The 21540-nt window shown below is 70.8% G+C and carries 22 protein-coding genes and 2 riboswitches; of the genes, 9 read left to right on the forward strand and 13 right to left on the reverse strand.

Going from position 1 to position 21540, the window contains the following annotated elements:
- The first annotated feature begins 267 nt into the window (after window positions 1-267).
- The 3 genes from ACFWIW_RS05745 to ACFWIW_RS05755 all read left to right on the forward strand — a co-directional run bounded on the left by ACFWIW_RS05745 (window position 268) and on the right by ACFWIW_RS05755 (window position 1601).
- Window positions 268-474 (forward strand): hypothetical protein, encoded by a 207-nt coding sequence (locus tag ACFWIW_RS05745; RefSeq protein WP_378367338.1) that lies wholly within the window; start codon window positions 268-270, stop codon window positions 472-474.
- A gap of 89 nt (window positions 475-563) precedes the next feature.
- Window positions 564-1223 carry a pentapeptide repeat-containing protein gene (locus ACFWIW_RS05750; RefSeq protein ID WP_378367339.1) on the forward strand — a complete coding sequence of 220 codons (660 nt, stop codon included), beginning with the start codon at window positions 564-566 and terminating at the stop codon, window positions 1221-1223.
- Window positions 1224-1268: 45 nt separating this feature from the next.
- Window positions 1269-1601: a helix-turn-helix domain-containing protein gene (locus ACFWIW_RS05755; RefSeq protein ID WP_378367340.1), complete on the forward strand. Its 333-nt coding sequence runs from the start codon at window positions 1269-1271 to the stop codon at window positions 1599-1601.
- A 227-nt stretch (window positions 1602-1828) separates the two neighbouring features.
- Here the strand turns inward: ACFWIW_RS05755 and ACFWIW_RS05760 are convergent, their stop codons facing one another.
- Genes ACFWIW_RS05760 through ACFWIW_RS05770 form a run of 3 tightly spaced genes read right to left on the reverse strand, consistent with a single transcriptional unit; the run spans window position 1829 to window position 4301 of the window.
- Complete coding sequence (locus tag ACFWIW_RS05760) at window positions 1829-2419, reverse strand: ClpP family protease (RefSeq protein WP_016335566.1); 591 nt, start codon at window positions 2417-2419, stop codon at window positions 1829-1831.
- On the reverse strand, window positions 2416-3042 hold the full coding sequence (locus ACFWIW_RS05765) for a ClpP family protease (RefSeq protein WP_378367341.1): 627 nt from the start codon (window positions 3040-3042) through the stop codon (window positions 2416-2418). Before ACFWIW_RS05765 ends, ACFWIW_RS05760 begins: the two co-directional genes overlap by 4 nt.
- 56 nt (window positions 3043-3098) lie before the next feature.
- Window positions 3099-4301: a serine/threonine-protein kinase gene (locus tag ACFWIW_RS05770; RefSeq protein ID WP_378367342.1), complete on the reverse strand. Its 1203-nt coding sequence runs from the start codon at window positions 4299-4301 to the stop codon at window positions 3099-3101.
- Window positions 4302-4389: 88 nt separating this feature from the next.
- On the opposite strand from ACFWIW_RS05770, the gene ACFWIW_RS05775 reads away from it, so the two are divergent.
- Window positions 4390-5949: a PucR family transcriptional regulator gene (locus tag ACFWIW_RS05775; RefSeq protein WP_378367343.1), complete on the forward strand. Its 1560-nt coding sequence runs from the start codon at window positions 4390-4392 to the stop codon at window positions 5947-5949.
- On the opposite strand, the gene ACFWIW_RS05780 is transcribed toward ACFWIW_RS05775, so the two are convergent.
- From ACFWIW_RS05780 to ACFWIW_RS05790, 3 genes are read right to left on the reverse strand one after another with little or no spacing between them, the layout of a single operon-like run.
- Complete coding sequence (locus tag ACFWIW_RS05780) at window positions 5937-6806, reverse strand: polysaccharide deacetylase (RefSeq protein WP_378367344.1); 870 nt, start codon at window positions 6804-6806, stop codon at window positions 5937-5939. The two genes, ACFWIW_RS05775 and ACFWIW_RS05780, sit on opposite strands and share 13 nt — an antisense overlap.
- Window positions 6803-7915, reverse strand: coding sequence for a tRNA-dihydrouridine synthase (locus ACFWIW_RS05785; RefSeq protein ID WP_378367345.1), 1113 nt, complete (start codon window positions 7913-7915; stop codon window positions 6803-6805). The genes ACFWIW_RS05780 and ACFWIW_RS05785 overlap by 4 nt, the downstream gene beginning before the upstream one ends.
- A complete protein-coding gene (locus tag ACFWIW_RS05790) occupies window positions 7912-8529 on the reverse strand; it encodes a DUF1989 domain-containing protein (protein ID WP_378367346.1) in 618 nt (205 codons plus the stop codon). The genes ACFWIW_RS05785 and ACFWIW_RS05790 overlap by 4 nt, the downstream gene beginning before the upstream one ends.
- Before the next feature lie 217 nt (window positions 8530-8746).
- Between ACFWIW_RS05790 and ACFWIW_RS05795 the strand changes: the two genes are divergently transcribed.
- The 3 genes from ACFWIW_RS05795 to fahA all read left to right on the forward strand — a co-directional run bounded on the left by ACFWIW_RS05795 (window position 8747) and on the right by fahA (window position 11375).
- Window positions 8747-9280, forward strand: a complete 534-nt coding sequence (locus ACFWIW_RS05795; protein ID WP_378367347.1) for a MarR family winged helix-turn-helix transcriptional regulator — start codon at window positions 8747-8749, stop codon at window positions 9278-9280.
- An 80-nt stretch (window positions 9281-9360) separates the two neighbouring features.
- On the forward strand, window positions 9361-10203 hold the full coding sequence (locus ACFWIW_RS05800; protein ID WP_378367348.1) for a hypothetical protein: 843 nt from the start codon (window positions 9361-9363) through the stop codon (window positions 10201-10203).
- The gene (gene fahA, locus ACFWIW_RS05805) at window positions 10200-11375 is read left to right on the forward strand and encodes a fumarylacetoacetase (RefSeq protein ID WP_378367349.1); all 1176 of its coding nucleotides are present in this window, start codon (window positions 10200-10202) and stop codon (window positions 11373-11375) included. Before ACFWIW_RS05800 ends, fahA begins: the two co-directional genes overlap by 4 nt.
- 1 nt (window position 11376) lies before the next feature.
- Here the strand turns inward: fahA and ACFWIW_RS05810 are convergent, their stop codons facing one another.
- From ACFWIW_RS05810 to ACFWIW_RS05835, 6 genes are read right to left on the reverse strand one after another with little or no spacing between them, the layout of a single operon-like run.
- Window positions 11377-12684, reverse strand: coding sequence for an ABC transporter substrate-binding protein (locus tag ACFWIW_RS05810; protein ID WP_378367350.1), 1308 nt, complete (start codon window positions 12682-12684; stop codon window positions 11377-11379).
- On the reverse strand, window positions 12681-13682 hold the full coding sequence (locus ACFWIW_RS05815; protein WP_378367351.1) for a branched-chain amino acid ABC transporter permease: 1002 nt from the start codon (window positions 13680-13682) through the stop codon (window positions 12681-12683). The genes ACFWIW_RS05810 and ACFWIW_RS05815 overlap by 4 nt, the downstream gene beginning before the upstream one ends.
- A 1-nt stretch (window position 13683) precedes the next feature.
- Window positions 13684-14562, reverse strand: coding sequence for a branched-chain amino acid ABC transporter permease (locus tag ACFWIW_RS05820; protein ID WP_378367352.1), 879 nt, complete (start codon window positions 14560-14562; stop codon window positions 13684-13686).
- Between the two features lie 11 nt (window positions 14563-14573).
- Window positions 14574-15278 (reverse strand): ABC transporter ATP-binding protein, encoded by a 705-nt coding sequence (locus ACFWIW_RS05825; protein ID WP_378367353.1) that lies wholly within the window; start codon window positions 15276-15278, stop codon window positions 14574-14576.
- Entirely contained in the window at window positions 15265-16035 is a 771-nt protein-coding gene (locus ACFWIW_RS05830; protein ID WP_378367354.1) for an ABC transporter ATP-binding protein, read from the reverse strand. Before ACFWIW_RS05830 ends, ACFWIW_RS05825 begins: the two co-directional genes overlap by 14 nt.
- 59 nt (window positions 16036-16094) lie before the next feature.
- Window positions 16095-16952 carry an alpha/beta hydrolase family protein gene (locus ACFWIW_RS05835; protein WP_378367355.1) on the reverse strand — a complete coding sequence of 286 codons (858 nt, stop codon included), beginning with the start codon at window positions 16950-16952 and terminating at the stop codon, window positions 16095-16097.
- Window positions 16953-17092: 140 nt separating this feature from the next.
- Here ACFWIW_RS05835 and ACFWIW_RS05840 point away from each other — a divergent pair, with 140 nt between their 5' ends.
- Window positions 17093-17689, forward strand: coding sequence for a QsdR family transcriptional regulator (locus ACFWIW_RS05840; RefSeq protein WP_378367356.1), 597 nt, complete (start codon window positions 17093-17095; stop codon window positions 17687-17689).
- A gap of 48 nt (window positions 17690-17737) precedes the next feature.
- On the forward strand, window positions 17738-20104 hold the full coding sequence (locus tag ACFWIW_RS05845) for a LuxR C-terminal-related transcriptional regulator (protein WP_378367357.1): 2367 nt from the start codon (window positions 17738-17740) through the stop codon (window positions 20102-20104).
- 57 nt (window positions 20105-20161) lie between these two features.
- On the opposite strand, the gene ACFWIW_RS05850 is transcribed toward ACFWIW_RS05845, so the two are convergent.
- Window positions 20162-21169 carry a prenyltransferase/squalene oxidase repeat-containing protein gene (locus ACFWIW_RS05850; protein ID WP_378367358.1) on the reverse strand — a complete coding sequence of 336 codons (1008 nt, stop codon included), beginning with the start codon at window positions 21167-21169 and terminating at the stop codon, window positions 20162-20164.
- Window positions 21170-21200: 31 nt separating this feature from the next.
- A riboswitch (cobalamin riboswitch) is annotated at window positions 21201-21343 on the reverse strand.
- 100 nt (window positions 21344-21443) lie between these two features.
- Window positions 21444-21511, forward strand: a riboswitch (cobalamin riboswitch).
- Window positions 21512-21540: the final 29 nt, after the last annotated feature.

Below are 21540 nucleotides of genomic sequence, written 5' to 3' on the forward strand. Positions count from 1 at the left end.
GACAGCGCGAACAGGACGTGCCTAGTCTGTCCGGAGAACGCTTGCGATGTTAGCGGCATCGCGCACCGGTTGTCTTTGCGCGAAGGTGATCATGGCCGCCGATCACTCGAAAAGACCAGCAAGTAAATGTCTTGGTAATGGCCGGGTAAGTGTGGGTAGAAATTCGATTGTTCCGTTCGGTCGGGCGATCGAAATATGCGCCTTTCGTTGTATTTCCGGAACCGGATGCCGCGGCGGGTACCGTATGTACCCGTCAGGAGGTGGAGCATGACAGCCGGAATCGAGCGGGCGGCGCACGCCTACTGCCCGGTCTGCAACCCGGACCCCGGCCTCGGCGAGCCGGTCACCGCGCTCTGCGGAGCCACTCATCCGTACTGGGGCCGTCGTGAGCGGCCGGTGAACAACTGCCCGGTCTGTGAAGCCGTCGTAGCCAGGACGGAGTACCCCTGTGGTCACACTGGTGCCGAGAGGTGACGTGTCGCGCGCCGCGGTGAGACCGCCGTTTTCGGAGCCGCGGTGTAGGGCGTCCGGGACTGATCTCGGGCCCCGGTACGGTCCGGGACATGGAGTTCCGGGATTTCGGCGGCATCAAGGTGCGGCGGCCTTCGGTCGAGCGTGACGACCTCGGCAGCGAACCCGCCGTGTTCGGCGGCGATTTCGATTTCGACACCGTCCATCTGGACGGCGGTGAGCAGGACGGTGCCCGCGGGGGCGGCGAGATCGCGCGCTCCCTCGTCTCGGAGGTGAGCCTGGCGAACGCCCGGCTGGACAGGTTGACGCTCTCCGACGTCGTCCTCGAAGGCGTCGACCTGTCCAACGCGGCCATTCGCGAGTTGTCGGCCCGCCGGGTCGAAATCCTGCGCTGCCGGGCGATCGGGCTCGGGGTGGCGATCACCTCCGCCACCGATCTGTACGTCGAGAACGCGCCGTTCGACTACGCCTCGGTGACGGTCGAGCGGGTGAAGGGCGCGGTCGTGTTCTCCGGATGTTCGTTCCGGGAGACGGTGTTCTCCGGCGACCTGTCCCGGCTGACGTTCCTGGACTGCGACTTCACCGAAACCGAATTCGCGGCGACCGCCGCGGTGGGCTGCGATCTGCGCGGCTCGCGCCTGTCCGGTGTCCGCGGTCTGCTGACCCTGCGCGGCGCGAAGATCACCGGTGAACAGGCCGTCTCGGTCGCGGGCATCCTCGCGGCCGAGAGCGGCTTGTCGGTTTCGCCTTGAGCGGAACGGGGCACGCGGGCCCCGGCCCGATGTCACGATGATCGTATGGCGGACATCCTCCCTTTCCAGCAGAAGCGTCCCGAACCGGCACCGCTGTGGCGTGACGTGCTGGGCCGGAGCCTGCGCGCCGCGAGGGAGGAACAGGGCGGCCGCCTCGTCGACGTCGCGGAACGCGCCGGGATCTCGCCGCAGTACCTGTCCGAGATCGAGCGCGGCCGCAAGGAGCCGTCGAGCGAGATGATCGCTGCGGTCACCGGCGCGCTCGGGCTCGACCTGGCGGACCTGCTCTTCGGGATCGCGGGCACGATCAGCCGGGGCGGCAGCACGGGCCTCGCGGTCGGCCGTCGTCCGCGAGGGCCGGTGCTCATGGCCGCCTAAGCCCTGAGGTCACGACCACCTGTACCGAACGGTGGCTTCGCGTGCTTGATCGGACGGCACGTGTGATCCGACGGACGACACACGTGACCAGGCGGACGGCACACTCGCGGTGAAGGCATCGCCGCGAGTCGTCCGTCCGGACACGCGTGTCGTCCCTCCGCTCACGTGTGTCGTCCAACCAGTCACGCGAGACCGCCACTGGGCATCCGCGCAAACTTGCCGAGTCCCTAAGCCCGTTCGTCCAGGACGCGGTCCGCCAGCCCGTAGGCGACGGCGCCCGCCGCGTCGAACACACGGTCCCGGTCGGTGTCGTGACGCAGATCCGAGACGGCACGGCCGGTATGGGCGGAAAGGATCTCTTCCAGCTGCGTCCGCACCCGCACGACCTCGTCGGCCTGCAGGATGAGGTCCGGGATGGTGCCGCGACCCTGCGCCGCGGGCTGGTGCAGCACCACCCGGGTGTGCGGCAGCACGAACCGGTGCCCGGCCTCGCCGGCGGCCAGCAGGATCGCGCCCGCCGCGACCGCCTGGCCGACACAGGTCGTCGCCACCGGCGCCTTGATGAAGCGCATGGTGTCGTACAGCGCGAGCATCGCCGACGGGTCACCGCCCTCGGTGTTGATGTAGAGGTTGATCTCCTGCTCGGGGTTGTCCGCCTCCAGGTACAGCAGCTGCGTGATCAGGGCGTTCGCGACCCCGGAGTCGATCGCGGTCCCGAGGTAGATGATCCGCTCCGACAGCAGATGCGAGTACACGTCCATGATCCGCTCGCCGGCGGGGCTGCGGGAGATGACGTTGGGGATGGTGTAGGTGCTCATTCGCCCGCACCCCTTTCCGTGCCGAGGCCGAGTTTGTGGGTGCGGACGGGGACGATCTGGTCGAGGCTTTCGACGATGTGGTCGATGAAGCCGTATTCGCGGGCCTGCTCGGTGGTGAACCAGCGATCGTGCAGCGAATCGGCGAAGATCCGGTCGATGGGCTGCCCGGTGTCGTCGGCGATGAGCCCGAGCACGGTGTCGCGTGTGTAGCGCAGATCGTCCGCCTGCACCTCGACCTCGACGGCCGAGCCGCCGATACCGGCCGAGCCCTGGTGCATCAGGATCCGTGCGTGCGGCAGGGCGAACCGTTTGCCCGGCGTGCCCGCGGAAAGCAGGAACTGCCCGGCGCTGCACGCCAGCCCCAGCGCCAGGGTGGCGACGTCGCACGGCACGAGCCGCATCACGTCCCGGATCGCCAGCATCGAGGGGACCGAACCGCCCGGCGAATGGATCCACAACGCGATGTCCTTGCGCGGATCCTCGCTCGCGAGTGACAGCAGCTGGGTGGTGAGGACCGTCCCGTTGTCGTCGTCGAGCGCACCGTCGAGGACCAGGACTCGCTGGCTGAAGAACCTTTCCCGTTGCCGTTGGTCGAAGAGTGGCTGCTTCTCGTTGTCGGTCATGCCCCGACCATGCCGCCGGGGCCCGGCCGCCCGCCGCTTTCTCTGCTGTGAGCGGATCAGCCCACAGCAGGGCGTTTCGCCGGGACCAACCACACGCCGATGATCAGCGCGGCGGCGAAGACGAGGGCGACGAGATCGAGGACGCGCCCCGGATACAGGGGGAGGCCCAGGTATTCCCGTTCGCCCAACGTCTGCAGCAGGAGCAGGCTGAGCAGCGTCAGCCCCGCGCCGACGGTGGTCATGACCTGTCCCCGGCGGACCCTGGCGAACAGGAGGCCGCCACCGGCCACCGAGAACACACCGGCCAGGATGAGGCCGACCTGGCAGAGCAGGAGCGGCACCCAGTGCCCGTCCAGCAGGTACGCGTGGTGGACCATCATCGCGTCGGTCAGCACGTAGAAACCGAACACGATCCCCGCCACCCCCGCCAGGATCGCGGGCACCGAAGGCATGCTGAGCCCGGGAGAAGGCGGCCGCGGTACCGGCGTTTCGATCCCGTTCGCGGCCTGGGCCAGCAACGGGAGGGCGACGTCCGGCAGCATGCGCGCCTGTGGGGCTTTCGCCAGCATCCCGCGAAGGACGTCCGCGAGCGGGCCGGGTGTCCGGTTGACCGGTGGCTGCTCGTTGACCACGGCGTACAACGTGGCCGCGACGTTCGCCCGCTGGAAGAAGTTCCCGCCCTCGCTCGCGCTGAGCAGCGTCACGCCGAGCGACCAGAGATCGGAATGGGGCGTGCCTTCGTGCCCCGCGATCGTTTCGGGGGCGAGGAAGGCCGGAGTGCCCGCCGGATCCAGTGCCTTGGCGATCCCGAAGCCGGTCAGCTTCACGGCGCCGTCGAGACCCACCAGGATGTTCGCGGGCCGGACGTCCCCGTGCACGACGCCCGCCGTATGCGCGGCGGCGAGCGCGCCGAGCACCCTCCCGCCGATGTCGGCCACGAACCGCGGCGGCAGCGGACCCGCGGCGGCGAGATCCTCCAGGGTCCGTCCCTCCACCGGGTCCATCACGATGAACGCGGTCCCGTCCGCGACCACGACATCGCGGACGGGCACCACCGACGGGTGATCCACCGCGACACGGGCTTCGCGCTGGAGCCGCTCGGCGACGGCGGGCTCGTGGGTGGGAAGCCGCAGTTCCTTGATCGCGACCTCGGCGCCGTCCGGGCCGTCCTCGCCGCGCCAGAGCACGGCCGTCCCGTCGTCGGCCAGCTTCTCGAGCAGCGTGTAGCGCTCGGCGATCGTGCTGAAAACTGTTGTCACGGTGGGGACGCTAACCAGGGCTCATGACAAAACGATGAAATGGCCGTTCATCCATAAAGGACCGGCTCGGCTGGATATATTCACAGTCATGCTGACCTTGGCGGCACTGGTCGAGGACCCGGCCCTGGAACTGAGCGTGGTCGTCCCCGGCCACGACGGAGCGCTGGCCGGGCAGGTGTTGTGGGTGCACAACACGGAGCTCCCCGATCCGGGCCCGTACGTGCGCGAACACGAGGTCGTGCTGACCAACGGCCTGTGGCTGGACCGGGTCGATCCGGCGGAGTTCGTCGCGAGGGTGGCCGGCGCCGGAGCGGCGGGGATCATCTTCGGCCTGCGCGTGGAACAACGGGACACCCCTCCCGCGCTCGCCGACGCCTGCCGGGAAGCCGGGTTGCCGCTGCTGGAGATCTCGGTAGCGGTGCCGTTCACCGCGGTCACCCGCGCGGCCGCGGCGATCCAGGCCACCGACCGGCAGAACGCGCTGATGTCGTTGGTGCGCCGAGGCGACGAGCTGACGTCCGCACTGTCGAGGGGCGCGGGCGCGTCCGGGGTGCTCGCGGTCCTCCGCCGCGAGCACGAGCTTCCGCTGGCGGTCGTGGACCGGATGGGCCGGGAGCTGGCGTCGGCCGGCGCCGAGCTGGACGCCGGGCAGACGCGTGCCGCGGCCGAGGCGCTGGCAGGCCATCCACCGCCGCTGGAGGCGGATCTCGGCGCGGGCACGCGGGCGGCGTTGTTCCCCGTGGGCGCGATCGGCGACGCGGACGCCGCCCTGTTGTGCCTGCGTCCCGCGGCGGAGCTGACGCCCGGCGAGCGGGACGCGCTGGAGCAGACCGCCCGCTACCTCAGCCTGGAGGTGGCCCGGCACCAGGCGGTGCAGGCGATCGAGATGCGGTTCGCCGTCGAACTGCTGGACATGGTGCTCTCCGGGGCGCAGCGTGCCGCGGAGGTGCCCGGCAGGTTGCGCGCCTTCGGGGTCGATCCGGACGGGCCGCTGGCGGTGATCGCGCTGGCGTTCGCGGGTGAGGAAACCGCGACCCCGCCCGGGATGGCGGAGGCCGTGACGGATTTCCTGCTGGCGGACGGGTTGCCCGCGGTCGTGGCGGCGGGCAGCCAGGACGTCGTCGCGGTGCTGCCGTTCCGTTCGGGCAGGCAGTCTCCCGCCGCCTTCGCGCCGCGGCTGGCGGCGTCGGTGTCGCACCGGCTCTCCGGTGGGCGCGTGGTCGTCGGGCTCGCCGACCCGGTGCCGGGCGCCGCCGAACTGCGGACGCCGTTGTCGCGCAGCCGCGAGGCCTGCCGGGTGCTCCGGGGCAGGCGCGGCGGGCCGGTCGCGGCGAGTTTCGCCGAGCTGGGCAGCTACCGGCTGCTGCTGGAGTCGCACGACGAGCAGTGGCGGCACACCTTCGCCGACGCCCTGCTCGGCCCGCTGCGCGAGCACGACCGCGTCCGCGACGGCGAACTGGAGACCACCTTGCGGGCGTTCCTCGACCACGACGGCCAGTGGGCGGCCACCGCCGCAGCGCTGTACGTACACGTCAACACCTTGCGGAACCGGCTGGCCAAGGTCACCGAGCTGACCGGTCGCGACGTCGGGCGGACCGCGGACCGGGTCGACCTGTTCCTGGCCTTGGAGGCGGCTCAGTCGGGATAGACCGCGGGGTCGGCTTCGAGGCGCCGCAACGGTTCCACGGGCAAGGCGGGGTCGGCCAGCGCCGCGGCCGCCACGTCGCGGCACCGGGCGAACCGGACGTCGCCGAGGCCGAGCCCGAACTCGATGAGCGCACGCACGGCCTCCAGCCGTCCCGGCCTGCCCGAAAGGAACGGGTGCAGGCACAGGTTGAACAGGCATCGATAGCGGCGCATCGCGTCCAGCTCGGCGCGCCACATCTCCAGCACCCGCACCGGCGAGGTGATCACGGAGCCGACCTGGGGCGCCGGAAGGAACGCGTACTGTTCCCAGTCGTCGAGCGACCAGTGCACCGGCAGTTCGGCGATCCGGCCGGCCCCGGTCTCGATCAGGTACGGCCGGTCGTCGGCCATCAGCGACGAGTCGTAGCTCAGCCCGTGTTCGGCCACCAGCGCCGGAGTGTCCCAAGTGGACTCCCAGCCGGCCGCGCGATGACCGCTGATCTCGATGCCCTGTGCGGCGAACACCGCCATGCCCCGTTCGAAATCGGCGCGCTGTTCGGCGGCGGTCATCGCGGTCGGCGGACGGTGGCTGTAGGAGTGGTGGGCCACCTCGTGCCCGCGCTCCACGATCGTGGCGGCGAGGCCGGGCCGCTGTTCGGCGACCCAGCCCGGCACGAAGAACGTCGCGGGCACGGCCAGCTCGTCGAGCAGGCCGAGGATGCGCGGCACGCCGACCCGGGGCCCGTACGCCTGATGGGACATCGTCGACAGATGGTCCGCGTAGCCCCGTCCTCGGGCGAGGATCGGGGATTCCGCGTCGACGTCGAAGGTCAGGGTCGCGACCGCGGCCGCGCCGCCGTGCCAGTTTGCTTCCGTCACGCCTGCCGACTCTCCCGCCAACGGCGCGCGTTCGCCACCGTGACCGTCGGCGAGACCATCGCCCGGTCGAATTCGGCCAAGGGCTGTGCCGCGGCGACACGGGCGGGCAGATCGGGGTTGGCCAGCGCGCCGTGCCCGAGCGACAGCAGGTCGGCGTGCCCGCCGGTGAGCACCTCCTGCGCCTGCGCGAGGTCGTGCATCCCGCCGTTGGCGATCACCGGCAGCCCGGTGACCTTCCTGGCGAGCGCGGTGATCGTGCCGCCGTCGGCCAGCTTCGCCGTCTCCAGCCAGTTCCTGCCCTCGCTGGCGATGTGGAGATACTGCGCGCCGGCCTCGGCGACCGCGGCGAAGATCACCTCGGCGTCGTCGCGGCCGCCGGGCCAGCGATAGGTGAAGTCGTTGACCTTCGTCTGCGACAGCCGCACGCCGGTCACCAGCTCCGGCACGGCCTCGGCGACCGCGGTCACGACGCGGGCGGTCAGCCGGATCCGGTTCGCGACCGGCCCGCCGTAGGAGTCGGTGCGGTGGTTGGTGTAGTCGGTGAGGAACTGGTCGAGCAGGTACCCGTTGGCCGCGTGCACCTCGACGCCGTCGAAGCCGGCCTGGCGGGCACGTACGGCCGCGGCCGCGAAACCGTCGACGACGCCGTCGATCTCGGTGGTGGTCAGTTCGCGGGGGACCGGCCACGGCCCGGAGCCGCCGTACGCGCGCATCTTCTCCCCGCGCGGCTGGACGGCCGAAGGAGCGACGGTGTTCGAGTGGCCTTGCGCGATCGCGCCGGCGTGCATGAGCTGCGCGATCATCCGGCCACCCGCCGCACGCACTCCGGCGGTGACCACCCGCCAGCCCGCGATGTGTTCGTCCCGCGCGAGGCCCGGCTGGTTGAGGTATCCCTGGCTGGCGGCGCTGTCGGGGTAGGTGCCTTCACTGAACACCAGCCCGAAGCCGCCGCGGGCGAATTCGGCGTAGTAGTCGGCCATTTCGCCGGTCGGGGTGCCGTCCGGCCGCGCGGAGACACGGGACATCGGGGCGACGGCGTAGCGGTTGCGCAGCGCGAGGCCGCCGAGGGTGGCCGGGGCGAGCGCGGGGTGTTCGACGGTGGTCGTCATGACCGGGTTCCTCCAATGTGGACGGTTTCGATGGCGAGCGGGGAGAGTCCGGCGTCGCTGATCCGGACGAGGTCTTGCGGGCAGGCGGAGACCACGACGACGCAGTCCATCTCGGCGCGCAGGGTCACCGCGTCGCCGGGCCGCGAGGTCGCGGTGAGCCAGTTCAGGCGTCCGTCGTCGCCGACCGGGACGCGCATGAAGACGTTGATCGGCTGCGGCGCCGGGCCCGTGAAGCTCAAGCCTTCGTCTGTCAGCGCCTCACGCAGGTTCGTGGCGCAGGACCGGTGCCCCGGAGCGCCCAGCGCGGTGTACCGGGCCGGGTCGCAGGCCGGGATGAGCATGTCGTGCTCACCGGGCGAGGTGTCTTCGACCAGCGTGAGGATCGGGCGGCGCAGGTCGGTCAGGAAGGCCTCGCCGACGGCCGGGAACAGCCTGTCGACGCCGGCGCGGGTGTGCGCCGCGCTGTGGTGCTCGGTCAGTCCGGTCCCGCCGCCGTCGCGGAAGGCGAACACGTCCCCGACCTGGCCGCCGTCGACGTCGATCACCCGCACCAGATCCCCTGCGGCCACCCGGACGGCCTTGGCGGTCCCGGGTGGCACTTCCGTTCTGCTCATGTCCCCAGCAAACCGGTGCCACCCGACCTCCCGCCATGGAGAAACCTCCATGATCAAGCGTGCGAAATGGGCGAACCTCCAGGCGTAACTCGCGTGATCGAAGGCGTAACTCGCGTGATTGGAGGCGGAACAGCGTGTTACGGCCCCAATCACGCGAGTTACGCGCAAAGTTGTTTCGACTTTGACCATTTTCGGAGTACCGGGTTAGTGTTCGCCGATGGAAGACGGGGACGCGGCCGGGCTGGACTTCTGGTCGTTCGTGGCGCTGGCGAACCGGCGGCTCGCGCACGAGTACGGTTTCCGTCACCAGCTGGCGACCGAGGTGCTGCTGACCCTCAATCGCGCCTCCGACCTGGTGACCTACGACCTCGAAGCCGCGGTGCACCGGCCGCGCGGACGGTCCTGGTCGGCGTTCCGGCTGCTGTTCGTGGTCTGGCTCGCCGGACCGCTCGAACCGACCAGTGCGGCCCGGCTGACCGGGATGAGCCGGGCCGCGGTGTCGAATCTGGTCAAGACGCTGGTCGCCGAGGGGATGCTCGACCGGGCCCCGGACGAGCGCGACGGCCGGTCGGTGCGGTTGTCGCTCACCGAGGCGGGACACGAGGAGATGGTCTCGGTCTTCCGTGAGCACAACGAGCGCGAATTCGGCTGGACGAACGCGTTGACCGAGACCGAACAGCGCATCCTCGTGATGCTGCTGGGCAAGCTGATCACCAGCCGCGCCGAGTTCGGCACCCGGAGCCGCAAGTAGGCCTTCCCGTCGTCAGGAAGACCGGGCTACGCTGCCCGATGGATAGTCAAAGTGTGAACTAAATCGGCGAGGAGGAGACCATGGTGCACGGCGGACGGATTCCCGCGCTCTTCGCCGGGCTGTGCGACGACGCCGCGGTGTTCCCGCCCGGTCTGGCCCCGCTGCCGGACGCCGTCGCGGCACACGACGAGCACCTCGGCGCTTGGTACGCCGATCTCGTCGGGCCGCTGGTCATCGCCGCGACCGCGCTCGGCGACCTCGCCGAAGTGCTGGGCGACCGGGAGACCCCGCTGCCGGTCTCGGTGACCCTGCCCGGCGGACCGGCGCAGCTGGACGGCGTGAACGAGGCCGTCGCCAAGCTCCCGGTGAAACTCGCCGCGCTCGAGATCGCCGTCCCGGACGGGATGGGCCCGGACGAGGTGCTGGCCGCGCTTTCCCGCGCCACCGCGCCGGTCTTCGTCGAGATCCCGCGTGACGAGCGGCGTGTCCCGCTGCTGACCGCGCTTTCCGGCACCGGTCATCAGGCGAAGTTCCGCACCGGCGGCGTCCGGGCCGATCTGTACCCCGGCGAGGCGGAACTCGCCGCCGCGGTCCGGGCGGCCGTCGAGGCGGACGTCCCGTTCAAGGCCACCGCGGGGCTGCACCACGCCCTCCGCAACACCGATCCGGAGACCGGCTTCGAACAGCACGGTTTCCTCAACCTGATGCTCGCCACCGACGCCGTCCTCACCGGCGGCGACGCCGAAGCCGTGCTCGCCGAACGAGACGGCGCCGTCGTCGCCGAGCGGCTCCGGGCGCTGGACGCGGATCGTGTCGCCGCGGTCCGCGCGGGTTTCACGTCGTTCGGCACCTGCAGCATCACCGACCCCCTGACCGAACTGGCCGGACTCGGCCTGCTCGAGGCGCCCCGAGGAGAGGCATGACCACGATCGACATCCCCGCAGGCTCGCTGTTCGGGATCGACAACCTGCCGTACGGCGTGTTCTCCGTCGACGGCGATTCGCCACGCGTCGGCGTGCGTGCCGGCGACTCGGTCGTCGACCTGGCCGCGGCGCTCGGCGACGACGTGTTCGCCGCGCCGACGCTGAACCCGTTCATGGCGCAGGGATACGACCGCTGGGTCGCGGTCCGCGAGCGGATCCGCGACCTGGTCTCCGGCGAGGTCCCCGACGGCGCGGTCCACGCGATCGGACGGGTGACCCTGCACCTGCCGATCGAGGTCGCGGACTACGTCGACTTCTACGCCTCCGAACACCACGCCTCGAACGTCGGCAGGCTCTTCCGCCCCGACGCGGAACCGTTGCTGCCCAACTGGAAGCACCTCCCGGTCGGCTACCACGGGCGCTCCGGCACGGTCCTGGTCTCCGGTACGGACATCGTGCGCCCGAGCGGCCAGCGCAAGGCCCCGGCCGAAGCGGCGCCGGTGTTCGGGCCGAGCGCGCGGCTGGACATCGAGGCCGAGATGGGGTTCGTCGTCGGCACCGGGACCCCGCTGAACACCCCGATCACGCCGGACGACTTCCCCCGTCACGTCTTCGGCGCGGTCCTGCTCAACGACTGGTCGGCCCGTGACATCCAGGCGTGGGAATACGTCCCGCTGGGCCCGCACCTCGGCAAGAGCTTCGCGACCTCGATCTCTCCCTGGGTGGTGCCGATCCTGGCGCTCGAAGCCGCGCGGATCCCGCTGCCCGGCCAGACCGATCCGGAGCCGCTGCCGTACCTGCGCGAGAGCGACCCGTGGGGGCTCGACATCGACCTCGTCATCGAGTGGAACGGCGAAGAGGTCAGCCGTCCGCCGTTCCGCGAGATGTACTGGTCACCCGCGCAGATGCTCGCGCACCTGACGGTCAACGGCGCCTCCTCACGCACGGGTGACCTGTACGGCTCCGGGACGATCTCCGGACCGGAGAAGCGTCAGCGCGGCGCGTTCCTCGAATTGTCCTGGGGCGGCAAGGAACCGCTCACGGTCAAGGGGGAGGAGCGCACCTTCCTGCAGGACGGCGACGAGGTCGTGATCACCGGCACCGCGCCCGGCGCGAACGGCTCGCGGATCGGGTTCGGCGAGGTGCGGGGACGCGTCCTGCCGGCGAAGTGACTCAGCTGCCGGGAATCCCGTTCGGCGGCGGCGCGTCGTTCGCCGCCGAGTCGTTCGCCTCGATGGCGGCGTCGCCGAGGTCGGTCACCAGTACCGGTGTCAGATCCTTGCCGACGCCGCCTTTGAGCTCGACCACGGACATCCCGGAGATGCCCAGGTGGCTTTCCCCGGTGTAACGGAACGGCGCGAGGCCCGGTCCCTCGAACGACTTCCCGGACTGCTGGAGCACTTCGACGATCCGTTCCCGCGTCAGGTCCTTTCCGGCCGCCCGCAACGCCTGGACGAACGTGTACGCCTGCGCCATCCCGTAGATGCGGTAGTTCGTCAGGTCGCCGCCCTTGCCGTGCGCCTTCCAGACGTTCTGCCACAGCTTCGTCCACGCGTTGTCCGGCGCGTCGACACCGGGCAGGTATTCGGTGGTGACCACGCCGTCGATGAGCGACGCACCGTTGGTCACCTTGCCTTCGGAGAACCGCGCGAGCAGGGAGCCGACGAGCGCGGGATCGGAGCCGACGTTGCTGTAGAACCACTTAGGCTTGAACCCGATCTTCAGCGAAGCCAGCTGTGAAAGCGCGGTGTACGACGGAACGGTGAAGCCCAGCACCAGATCCACGCCCGCGGCCTTGAGTTTCGCGATCTGCGGCGCGATGTCGGTGTTGCCAGGCGAGTACTTCGCGACTTCCACGATCTGCTGGCCGAGGTAGCGCCGCGCGCCCTTCTCGCCGTCGCGGCCGAAGTCGTCGTCCTGGAGGAACAGGCCGATCTTGGCGTTCGGCAGGTTCTTGCGCACCCAGTCGCCGATGATCTTGCCTTCGATCTCGTAATCCGGCTGCCAGCCGAAGGTGAACGGCGCCTTCTTCGGGTCGTCGCCCCAGCGCAGCGAACCCGACGACACGAACAGGTCCGGCACCTTGGAGTTGTTCAGGAAGTCGACGACGGCGCTGTGCGTCGGCGTCCCGAGACCGCCGACCATCGCGAAGATCTCTTCCTTGAGCACCAGTTCGTTGGTGACCGAGCTGGTCGTGGTCGGGTTGTAGCCGTCGTCCTTCACCACGAACTCGATCTTGCGGCCGTGGACGCCGCCGTTCGCGTTCACGTAGTCGTAGTAGGCCTGATGCCCGCTCGGGATCTCGCTGTAGCCCGGCGCGGCGACGCCGGTCAGCGGGAAATGCGCCCCGATCTTGATGGTCGTGTCGGTGACGCCGACCGTCGACCCCTTCTGTTCGCCCTCGGGTCTGCCGCCCGCACCGCAGGCGGCGGTGACCGTCACGGCCAGGAAGACGGCCACGGCCTTGGTCCAGCGTTTCATGAACTTCGCCTCCAGTGGATGAGTTTCCGCAGCCCGCCGGCGAGGCCCGCCGGTGCGAGCAGCACGATCAGCACGGTGACCAGGCCGTAGATCAACGGCGCCAGATGCGCGGCCTGCACGTCCGTCAGGCCGAGATCCGTTCCGGCGCCGGTCACCAGCGGCGGCAGGAAGGTCAGCAGCGCGGCCCCGGCGAGCGCTCCGGTGAGGCTCCCGAGACCACCGAGCACCACCGCGGACACCAGCAGCAGCGACAGCGTCAGCGCGAAACCGCTCGGCGCCGCGAGCCGCGCGGACAACGCCATCAGCGCTCCGGCCAGTCCCGCGCATCCCGCGCTGACCACGAACGCCCGCACCCGGGTGCGGCCGAGGTCGATCCCGGCCAGCTCGGCGGCCACGTCCTCGTCGCGGACCGCCCGCCAGTCGCGTCCGACGCGACCGCGCGAGAGATTCGCCAGCAGGACGAACACGGCGATCACCGCGAACCAGGAAAGGTAAGCGAGATAACGGATCGCCGTGAGGTCCTGGCCGGTGACGAAGTACGCCGCGTCCGCCAGCCAGGCGGGGATCTCCGGCATCCGCACGGGCAAACCCTGCTCACCACCGAGCGATTCACCGAAGAACAACGGGATCCCGGGGACCGCGACGGCGAGCGCGAGGGTCGCCCCGGCGAGATACGGCCCGTGCAGCCTGGCGGCGGCGACCCCCACGAGCGCCCCGACGATCAGGGTGATCACCGTCGCCAGGAGCAGGATCACCAAGAGCGGCAAGGTATCCGACCTCAGCAGGAGCGCCGTCGAGTAGGCGCCGACGGCCATCAAAGCGCCGTGGCCGAGGGAGAGTTGCCCGTTGAGTCCGGTGAGGACGGTCAGACCGCCCGCCGCGATCGCGAGATACGCCATCGTGGTGAACTGCGCGGTGAGGTACGGTCCGGAGTTCTCCAGCACGAGCACGACGACGACCAGCGCGGCGAGCGCGGTCGGCAGATGACGCCGCGGCACGTCAGACCCTCCGTTCGCGAACGTTCGTGAACAGGCCGCCGGGTTTCAGGAGCAGCGCCGCCATGAGCAGCGCCAGCGCGGCCAGCGGCACCAGTTCCGCGCCGACGTAGCCGCTCACCAGGCTCAGCGACAGGCCGAGGACGACGCCGCCGACGACCGCGCCGACCGGGCTGTCCAGCCCGCCGAGCACCGCGGCCACGAAGCCGTACACCACCACACCGTCCATATAGGACGGATGCACGAGCCCGCCGCCGGCGATCAGCAGACCCGACAGGGAACCGGCGAGCGCGGCCAGAGCCCAGCCGAGGGTGAGCATCCGCCCGACCCGCACGCCGAGCAGGCGGGCCACCTCGCGGTCGAAGGCCGCGGCCCGCATCCGCAGGCCCAGATCGGTGCCGCGGAACAGCACCACGAGCCCGATCAGCACCACGCCGACGGCGGCGATGGTGAACACGCCGAATCCGGTCAGCGCGATCGTCGTGCCGCCGACCTGGAACCCGGTGAGCCCGAACGGCGCCGGGAACGACCGGTACCGCGAGCCGAACACCAGTGCCGCCAGCGCGTGCAGCACGATGAACAGCCCCAGCGTCAGGATGACGGCGTTGATCTCGGGTTTCCCGGACACGAACCGGATCACGAACCGTTCCACCAGCGCGCCGAGCGCCAGACCCGAAAGCAGGGCGATGGCGAATCCCGCCCAGTACGACCAGCCCGCGTCGATCAGGACCAGCGCGACGTAGGTGGTGATCATCGCCATCGGCGCTTGCGCGAAGTTCACGATCCGCGTCGCGCGCCAGATCAGCACGAGCGCCAGCGCGAACGCGGCGTAGACCGCGCCCAGCGTCAGGCCGGTGAGCGCGGTGGTGAGCAGTTGCTGCACGAAGCTCCCTTTCAGAATCCGAGGTAGGCGTGCCGGAGCGCGTCGTCCGCGACGAGCGCGGCCGCGTCCCGCCGGACCACGACCCGCCCGAGGTTGAGCACGACACCGTGATCGGCGATGGACAGCGCGCTGCGCGCGTTCTGCTCGACCAGCACGACGGCCAGCCCTTCGTCGTGGACGAGAGCGCGCAGCAGGCCGAAGATCTTCGCGACGATCCTGGGCGCGAGGCCCAAGGACGGTTCGTCGAGCAGCAGCACCTTCGGCCGGGAGAGCAGCGCGCGGCCGATGACCAGCATCTGCCGCTCCCCGCCGGAAAGGACGTGCGCGAGACCGTTCTTGCGGTCGGCGAGCACGGGGAAGAGGTCGTAGATCCGGCGCAGGTCGGCCGTTTTCACCCGGCCGCGTGCCCCGAGCGCGCCGAGCCGCAGGTTCTCCTCGACGGTCAGTTCGGCCAGTACGCCGCGGCCTTCGGGAACATGCGCGAGACCCAGTGCCGGAAGGTCCTCTGTGGACACTCGGCTCAAGTCCCTGCCGCCGAGACAGACGCGGCCGCCCGCGTGCCGGACGAGCCCGGAGATGGTGCGCAGCAACGTGGTCTTGCCCGCGCCGTTCGCGCCGAGCACCGCGGTGATCTCGCCTTCGGCGGCGGAAAGGCTCACCGAATCGAGTGCCCGCACCGGGCCGTAGCTCGCCGAGAGCCGCTCAACGGTCAGCACCGGCCACCTCCTCGCCGAGGTAGGCCGCCTGGACCGCGGGATCCGCGCGGATCCCGTCCGGGGTGCCGCGGGCGATGACCCTGCCGAAATCCAGCACCACGATCTCGTCGCAGACCTCCATCACCAGATCCATATGGTGTTCGACGAGCATCACCGACATGCGTTCGGTCAGGCCGCGGACCAGCGCGCCGATCTCGTCGATCTCGGCCGACGACAGGCCGCCCGCCGGTTCGTCGAGCAGCAGCAGGTCGGGTTCGCTTACCAGCGCTCGCGCCAGAGCGACCCTTTTCCTGATCGGGTAAGGAAGGCTGGTGGGATAACGCTGGGCGACGTCGGCGATGCCGAAATCCTCCAGCTGCGTCATCGCCCGCTCGGTCAGGGCCTTCTCGTCCTTCGTCAGCCCCAGCAGCGAAGTCCAGAAACTGGATTTCGCGTGCTTGCCGGCGCCCACGAGGACGTTCTCCAGCACGGTCATCCGGTCGAACAGGCCGAGTTCCTGCAACCCGCGCGCGATGCCGAGGCCGGCGAGGTGATGGGGACGCAGCCGCCGCAGTTCCTCGCCGCGCCAGGACAGCGTGCCGGTGTCCGGCCGGACGAAACCGCACGCGACGTTGAAGAGCGTGGTCTTGCCCGCCCCGTTCGGGCCGATCACCCCGAGCACCCGGCCCGGTGCGACGGTCAGGGAGACGTCCGACAACGCGACGAGACCACCGAAGGTCACCGATACGCCGGACATCTCGAAGGTCGACAGGGTCACGCAAGAACTCCCAACGGCGGAAGGGGGCCCCGGCGCGGGCGCGCCGGGGCCGAGGACACTCAGGCGTGCGGACATGTGTCCCGGTAGTCGCTGATCGTGCGGTCGTCCGGGGCGGGGCAGAGGAACTGCTCGTAGCGGGTGTCGTTGTCCACGAACCGCTTCAGCCACGAGATCGTGTACTTGGCCATGGTCGTGTTCGCCGTGTTCGGGAAGAAGTGGCTCGCGTTGTCCAGCTCCATGTACGCCTTCTCCGCCGAGGCGGGAATGCTGGTGTAGAACGGGATCGAGTGCGACGCCACCGGCGCGACGGAGTCGGACTCGCCGCCGATGATGAACGTCGGCACCCGCAGCGAGGACCACGATTTCTGCGTGTTCCACGGCGCGAGCGGCACCGCCGCCTGCAGCGACGGCCGGTCCTGCGCGGCTTCGAGCGACCCGCCGCCGCCCATCGAGTGCCCCGCCACCGCGAGCCGGGTGGTGTCGATGCGGGAGCGGACGGTGCTGCGCTGGGTCAGGTAGTCGAGCGCGGCGAGCAGCTGGTCACCGCGGCTCTCGGGCTGGTCGTAGATGGTGTTGGTGTCGATGGTGAACACCACGAAGCCCTGCGACGCCAGCCGCGGGCCCATCCACGCGATGCTCGACTGCGTCGCGGTGAACCCCGGCGAGATGGCGACCGCGCCGAACGTGCCCTGCGCGGTGCTGGTCGGGTAGTAGATGGTTCCGCCGCCGAAGCCGGTGACGGCCAGGCTCGACACGGAGGTCTGAGACACCGCGAAAGAGCCGCGGGAGGCTTCGATGCTGCTTTCCGTCGGGTCCGGTCCTCGTTCGTAGGGGTTCTCGGCGGCGTAGGCCGCGGGGGCGACAGTGAGTGCCGCGACGGTGGCCAGTCCACAAAGGATCCGGGTCGTACTACGCATGGTGCCGTCTCCGTTCGCCGTTGAACACAGTCCGTGGTGATGGACTGTGACAAACCGGCGGAGGCGCCTGCATCGGTGAAATCGCCAGTGTTGATCCGCGGCCGCCCTCACCGGGCCGGGCGCCCGTACGATCGGCGATCGTGAATCCCTCAGCCGAGGACATAGTCCGCGCGGCGGCCCGGTGGATCGATCGCGGCGTCCGCGTCGACACCTCCGCCTTCGCCCAGAACCTGGGCATCTCGCGCAGCACCCTGTTCCGTCGCGTCGGAAACCGGGAAGACCTGCTCGGTGATGCCCTCTACTACCTGTCCGAGCGCACCCTGACGGCCGCCGCGCGCACCTGGGAGCGCGAAGAGGGCGACGTGGTGCGCAACGCGGCCGGCGAACTGCGCTGTCTTTCGATCATGCGCGAGTACCGGTCCGTGCTGGCGGCGAGCGCGGGGTTCCGGCGCTTTCTCGACGACGAGCCGGTGCTGGCGATCAGGCTGCTGACCGATCCGGACGGCCGTGTCCAGCCGAGGGTGATCGCGGCACACGTCGAGCTCCTTCGCCGCGACGTCGACGCGGGTGGTTTCGTACCCGCGGTGAGTCTGGACAGCCTCTGTTACGCCATCGTGCGGCTGGGGGAGGCGTTCCTGTATTCGGACGTCCTCGCCTCCCGGACCCCCGATCTCGAAGCGGCGTCGACGCTGCTCGGGGCGCTCGTGGAAGGACGGGTGCCGAGCAGGACCTTGTGAAACACTTGCGCCTGGTGTTTCATCGAGAGGGATCTCGAGGAGGCACGGATGCCTGTGTACCCGTTGCGGGGCAGGGACGACCTCTTCGGCGGGCTGCGCTCGCCCGCCGGTCGCGCCGTGCTGATCCGCGGCACGGAAGGCCTGGGCAAATCGGCCCTGCTCGCCGCGCTGCGCGCCACCCTCGGCGTCCGGCTCGTCGGCGTGCGGGGCCTGCGCGCGGAAAGCGGGCTGCCGTACGGCGCCCTGCAGCGGATGTTCGGGGCCTCGGTCTCCGGCGGCGCGGAAGTGCGAGACCGGCTCGGCGCCGTCTCGGCACCGACGATCTGCTGGGTCGACGACGCGCACTGGGTCGATCAGGAGTCCTTGGCGGCGCTGGGTTTCGCCGCCCGGCGGTTGGCGGGCGCGCCGGTCGGGATGGTGCTCGCGTCGCGATCAGGATCGGACGAGTTCGACTCCGTCGAGCTGCCGCCGTTGAGCGAGTCCGCCGCCGACCAGGTGCTGCGCGACCGCGGCGTGCCCGCCGGGGTACGTCCGCAGCTGGTCGAACTGGGCGACGGGAATCCCGCCGACCTGGTCGCGCTGGCGGCGTCGCTGACACCAGCGCAGGCGGCCGGGCGGGAGCCGGTTTCGCCGATCCTGCGGGACCGCCTGCCTCGGTACGCGGCCGAGCTCGAGGCGATGACGCTCGACGAGCGCCTGCGTTTTCTCGGCACCTGCATGGACTTTTCCGCGCGGAAGGCGACTTGGTACGCGGCGGCGTCCCCGGCCGATCGCCGGGCGGCGCACGCGCGGCTGGCCTCCGCCGAGGAGGGGCCGGACGCGCTCTGGCATCGCGCGATGGCGACGGCCACGCCGTCCGAACCGCTCGCGGACGCGCTCGCCGCGGCACCCGCGGTGGATCACGCCGCTGCCGCACGGCACCTCGAACGCGCCGCCGCGCTCACCGCCGATCCGGCCACGCGGTCGGCCCGGTTGCTGGCGGCGGCGGACGCGGCCTGGCAGGCGGGCAGACCGGGGTGGGCGCGGCTGCTGCTGTCCAGGGCCGACGCCGAACCGGGCGCGGTGGCGTTGCTGCACGGGGAGATCGAGCTGCGGGACGGCGATCCCGCCGTCGCCACCCACGAACTCGGCACGGCGGCGGAACTGCTGCCCGATCCGGCCGCCGCGCTCCTGCTGGCGGGCGAGGCGCGCAGGCTCGGCGGCGATTTGAGCGGCTACCGGGCGTTGGCGCGGACGGTCCCGGCCGGAGAAGGGCTGGCCTTCGCGCATTTCCGCGGCCTGACCTCGGTTTACGCCGGACGGCACGACGACGCCGTCGCCCCGCTGGAAGACGCCGTCGCCAAGGGGATGGCGGATACCGACGTCGCCGGAGCCGTCTGGGCCGCCGAAGCGGCCTTCGCCCGCGGGCACGCGGAACAGGCGCACGAGTACGCGGCGGCGGCGGTGAGCCGCGCGCGGCTCGGCAAACGGCACGCGGAACTGCCGTGGGCGCTGGTCTACCTTTCGCTTTCGGCCATCGCTCTCGACCGGATCCCCTGCGCGCGGGCGGCGTCCCGCGACGGCCTGCACGCGCCCCACAACCTGCGGATGGAACACCTGACGCTGCTGGGGCTGGCCGCCGCGCTCCTCGGTGACCGCGCGCCGGAACTGGACGAAGCGGCCGAGGGCATCGCCGAACGCGGCCTCGGCAGGCCCGCCGCCGTCGCCGCGTGGGCGCGCGCCTGCCTGGACCTGGCCGAGGACCGGCCAGACGACGCGCTCAGCAGGCTGGAGGATCTCGCTTCGGGTGTTTCCGGCGACCAGCCGGTGATCCGCGTGCTGGCCACTCCGCAACTCGTCGAGGCGGCCGTCTACGCCGGACGGCCCGAACGCGCCCGTGCCGCACTGGAGGTGTTCGACCGCTGGACCCTGGCCGGGGCGGAACCCTGCTGGCTCGCGCTGAGCCACCGCTGCCACGCGCTGATGGCGCCGGATCCCGCCGTGGCGGAACGACGTTTCCGGCTGGCCATCGAGGCGCACCGGCGGGCGGGCGGCGCGATGGAACTCGCCAGGACGCGGTTCGCGTACGCCACCCTGCTGCGACGGCACCGCCGGACCCGTGACGCCCGCGATCAGTTCCGCGATGCCTTGCGCGGCTTCGAAAACGTCGGCGCGACCCGGTTCGCCGAACGGGCCAGGGCCGGGCTGCGGGCGGCAGGCGAGACCGTCGACGTGCCGCACCGGTCGCTCGCCGGGCTCACCCCGCAGCAGGACGCCATCACCCGGCTGGTGGCGGCGGGGGAGACGAACAAGGAGATCGCGCGGCGGCTGGTGATCAGCCACCGCACGGTGGACCACCACCTGCGGAACATCTTCACCGCGCTGGGCGTGCGGTCCCGCGTGGAACTCGCGCGCCGCGTCGCCGCCGGCGAGTGAACCGCCTCGTGAGTGGTAAGGACGGTTAGAACCGTCCTTACCACTCACGAGGTGACGTCACGGGCAGGCGAGCACCGGAGCCTGCGGACGGCCACCGCCGTGCAGGTCGCTCAGCGGAACCCTGGCCAGGCCGAGGATCGCCTGCGCGGTCGCGCGCGGGGCGGTCGCCGGGTTCAGGCCGGTGGCGTCGTAGGCGATCGCGCCGCGGTCGGCCTCGGCGCCGGCGCAGCCGGTCTGCAGTGACCGCAGGAATTCCCGCGCCTTGCTCGCGGCGGCGGGGCGGTGGCCCGCCAGCGCTTCCGCGGCGAGGCCGGTGCTGTTGGCGTTGGGCGCGTTCGTGCCGAAGCCGAAACCGCCGTTCGCGTGCTGCTTCGTGACGAGCCACGAAGTGCCCTCGCGGGCGTTCACCGCGTCGCCGGTGGCGCGCAAGGCCTGCACGACCGTCGCGGTCGCGTCGACGTCGCTCGTGCACGTCGCTTCGCCGAAGTTCAGCGGGAAACCGCCGTCCGCGCATTGGGTGCCCGCGAGGAACGTCACGGCCGCCGCGGGAGCGCCGCCGGGCGTGCGATCCAGCGCCAGGAGGGCGAGCGACTGCGAGAGGGCGTTGGAGTAGTCGCCGTACTCGGACCGGTCAGAGAACCGGCCGGACGGCGTGAGCAGCGAAAGCAGGCCCGCCTTCAGGTCGACGCCGCCGAACGACGCCGGGTCCTTGCCCCGGATCTGCGCGGCGAGCATCAGCTTGGCGTGCGCACCCGCGTAGGCCTCGGCACCGCCGCCGACGTAGCCGGTGGTGACCTCCGGTTTCGCCAGCCAGTCGATCGCCTTGCCCGCGTTCGTGTCGGACACCCCGGCCGCGGCGAACGCGAAGATCGCGTCGATCGTCAGGCCCTGGTCGGGGAACTTCTGGCCGCCGAAGTCGGCCTCGAACCGTTCCCCGTCGGTCATCTGCCTGGCGAGCCAGCCCGCGGCGGCGTCCGCCTTGTGGTGGGTGGCCGCTGCGGCCGCCGGGGCGGCGACCAGCCCGATGCCGCACAACAAGGCGACAGCGAAAACCAAACGTCTCATGAGAACCCTTTCCCGCATTTCCACGACAGGAGTCGGTGACATCGCGCGACGTGGGTGACCGGGCTCGCCTGGAAGGCACACCGTTGCGGGACAGCGCCGGACTCTCACCGGACTTCCCCCACGACCGCGCGAGAAGACTCTCACCCCGGTCGAACGCGGGATACCGCCGGGTGCCGATGTGATCCTGGCTACCGACCTGGTCAGCGGTACCTGCCTGACGTGAACGGGTGTTAACCTCGGCTGGCTCGACAACAGAACACCGCCGCCCGTGACGGGGAAGCCGGTCGAAATCCGGCGCTGTCGCGCAACCGTGGGCCCTTTCGCAGGGCGAGCCGGGATACCGAACGGGCGGGTGAACGAACCACTGTCGC

Origin of the sequence: Amycolatopsis sp. NPDC058340 (genome assembly GCF_042723975.1) — a bacterium.
GTDB lineage: Bacteria > Actinomycetota > Actinomycetes > Mycobacteriales > Pseudonocardiaceae > Amycolatopsis.

Coding starts and splice junctions, on each gene's coding strand:
- ACFWIW_RS05745 (WP_378367338.1), top strand. CDS start 268: ATGACAGCCGGAATCGAGCGGGCGGCGCACGCCTACTGCCCGGTCTGC.
- ACFWIW_RS05750 (WP_378367339.1), top strand. CDS start 564: ATGGAGTTCCGGGATTTCGGCGGCATCAAGGTGCGGCGGCCTTCGGTC.
- ACFWIW_RS05755 (WP_378367340.1), top strand. CDS start 1,269: ATGGCGGACATCCTCCCTTTCCAGCAGAAGCGTCCCGAACCGGCACCG.
- ACFWIW_RS05760 (WP_016335566.1), bottom strand. CDS start 2,419: ATGAGCACCTACACCATCCCCAACGTCATCTCCCGCAGCCCCGCCGGC.
- ACFWIW_RS05765 (WP_378367341.1), bottom strand. CDS start 3,042: ATGACCGACAACGAGAAGCAGCCACTCTTCGACCAACGGCAACGGGAA.
- ACFWIW_RS05775 (WP_378367343.1), top strand. CDS start 4,390: ATGCTGACCTTGGCGGCACTGGTCGAGGACCCGGCCCTGGAACTGAGC.
- ACFWIW_RS05785 (WP_378367345.1), bottom strand. CDS start 7,915: ATGACGACCACCGTCGAACACCCCGCGCTCGCCCCGGCCACCCTCGGC.
- ACFWIW_RS05790 (WP_378367346.1), bottom strand. CDS start 8,529: ATGAGCAGAACGGAAGTGCCACCCGGGACCGCCAAGGCCGTCCGGGTG.
- ACFWIW_RS05795 (WP_378367347.1), top strand. CDS start 8,747: ATGGAAGACGGGGACGCGGCCGGGCTGGACTTCTGGTCGTTCGTGGCG.
- ACFWIW_RS05800 (WP_378367348.1), top strand. CDS start 9,361: ATGGTGCACGGCGGACGGATTCCCGCGCTCTTCGCCGGGCTGTGCGAC.
- fahA (WP_378367349.1), top strand. CDS start 10,200: ATGACCACGATCGACATCCCCGCAGGCTCGCTGTTCGGGATCGACAAC.
- ACFWIW_RS05810 (WP_378367350.1), bottom strand. CDS start 12,684: ATGAAACGCTGGACCAAGGCCGTGGCCGTCTTCCTGGCCGTGACGGTC.
- ACFWIW_RS05835 (WP_378367355.1), bottom strand. CDS start 16,952: ATGCGTAGTACGACCCGGATCCTTTGTGGACTGGCCACCGTCGCGGCA.
- ACFWIW_RS05845 (WP_378367357.1), top strand. CDS start 17,738: ATGCCTGTGTACCCGTTGCGGGGCAGGGACGACCTCTTCGGCGGGCTG.
- ACFWIW_RS05850 (WP_378367358.1), bottom strand. CDS start 21,169: ATGAGACGTTTGGTTTTCGCTGTCGCCTTGTTGTGCGGCATCGGGCTG.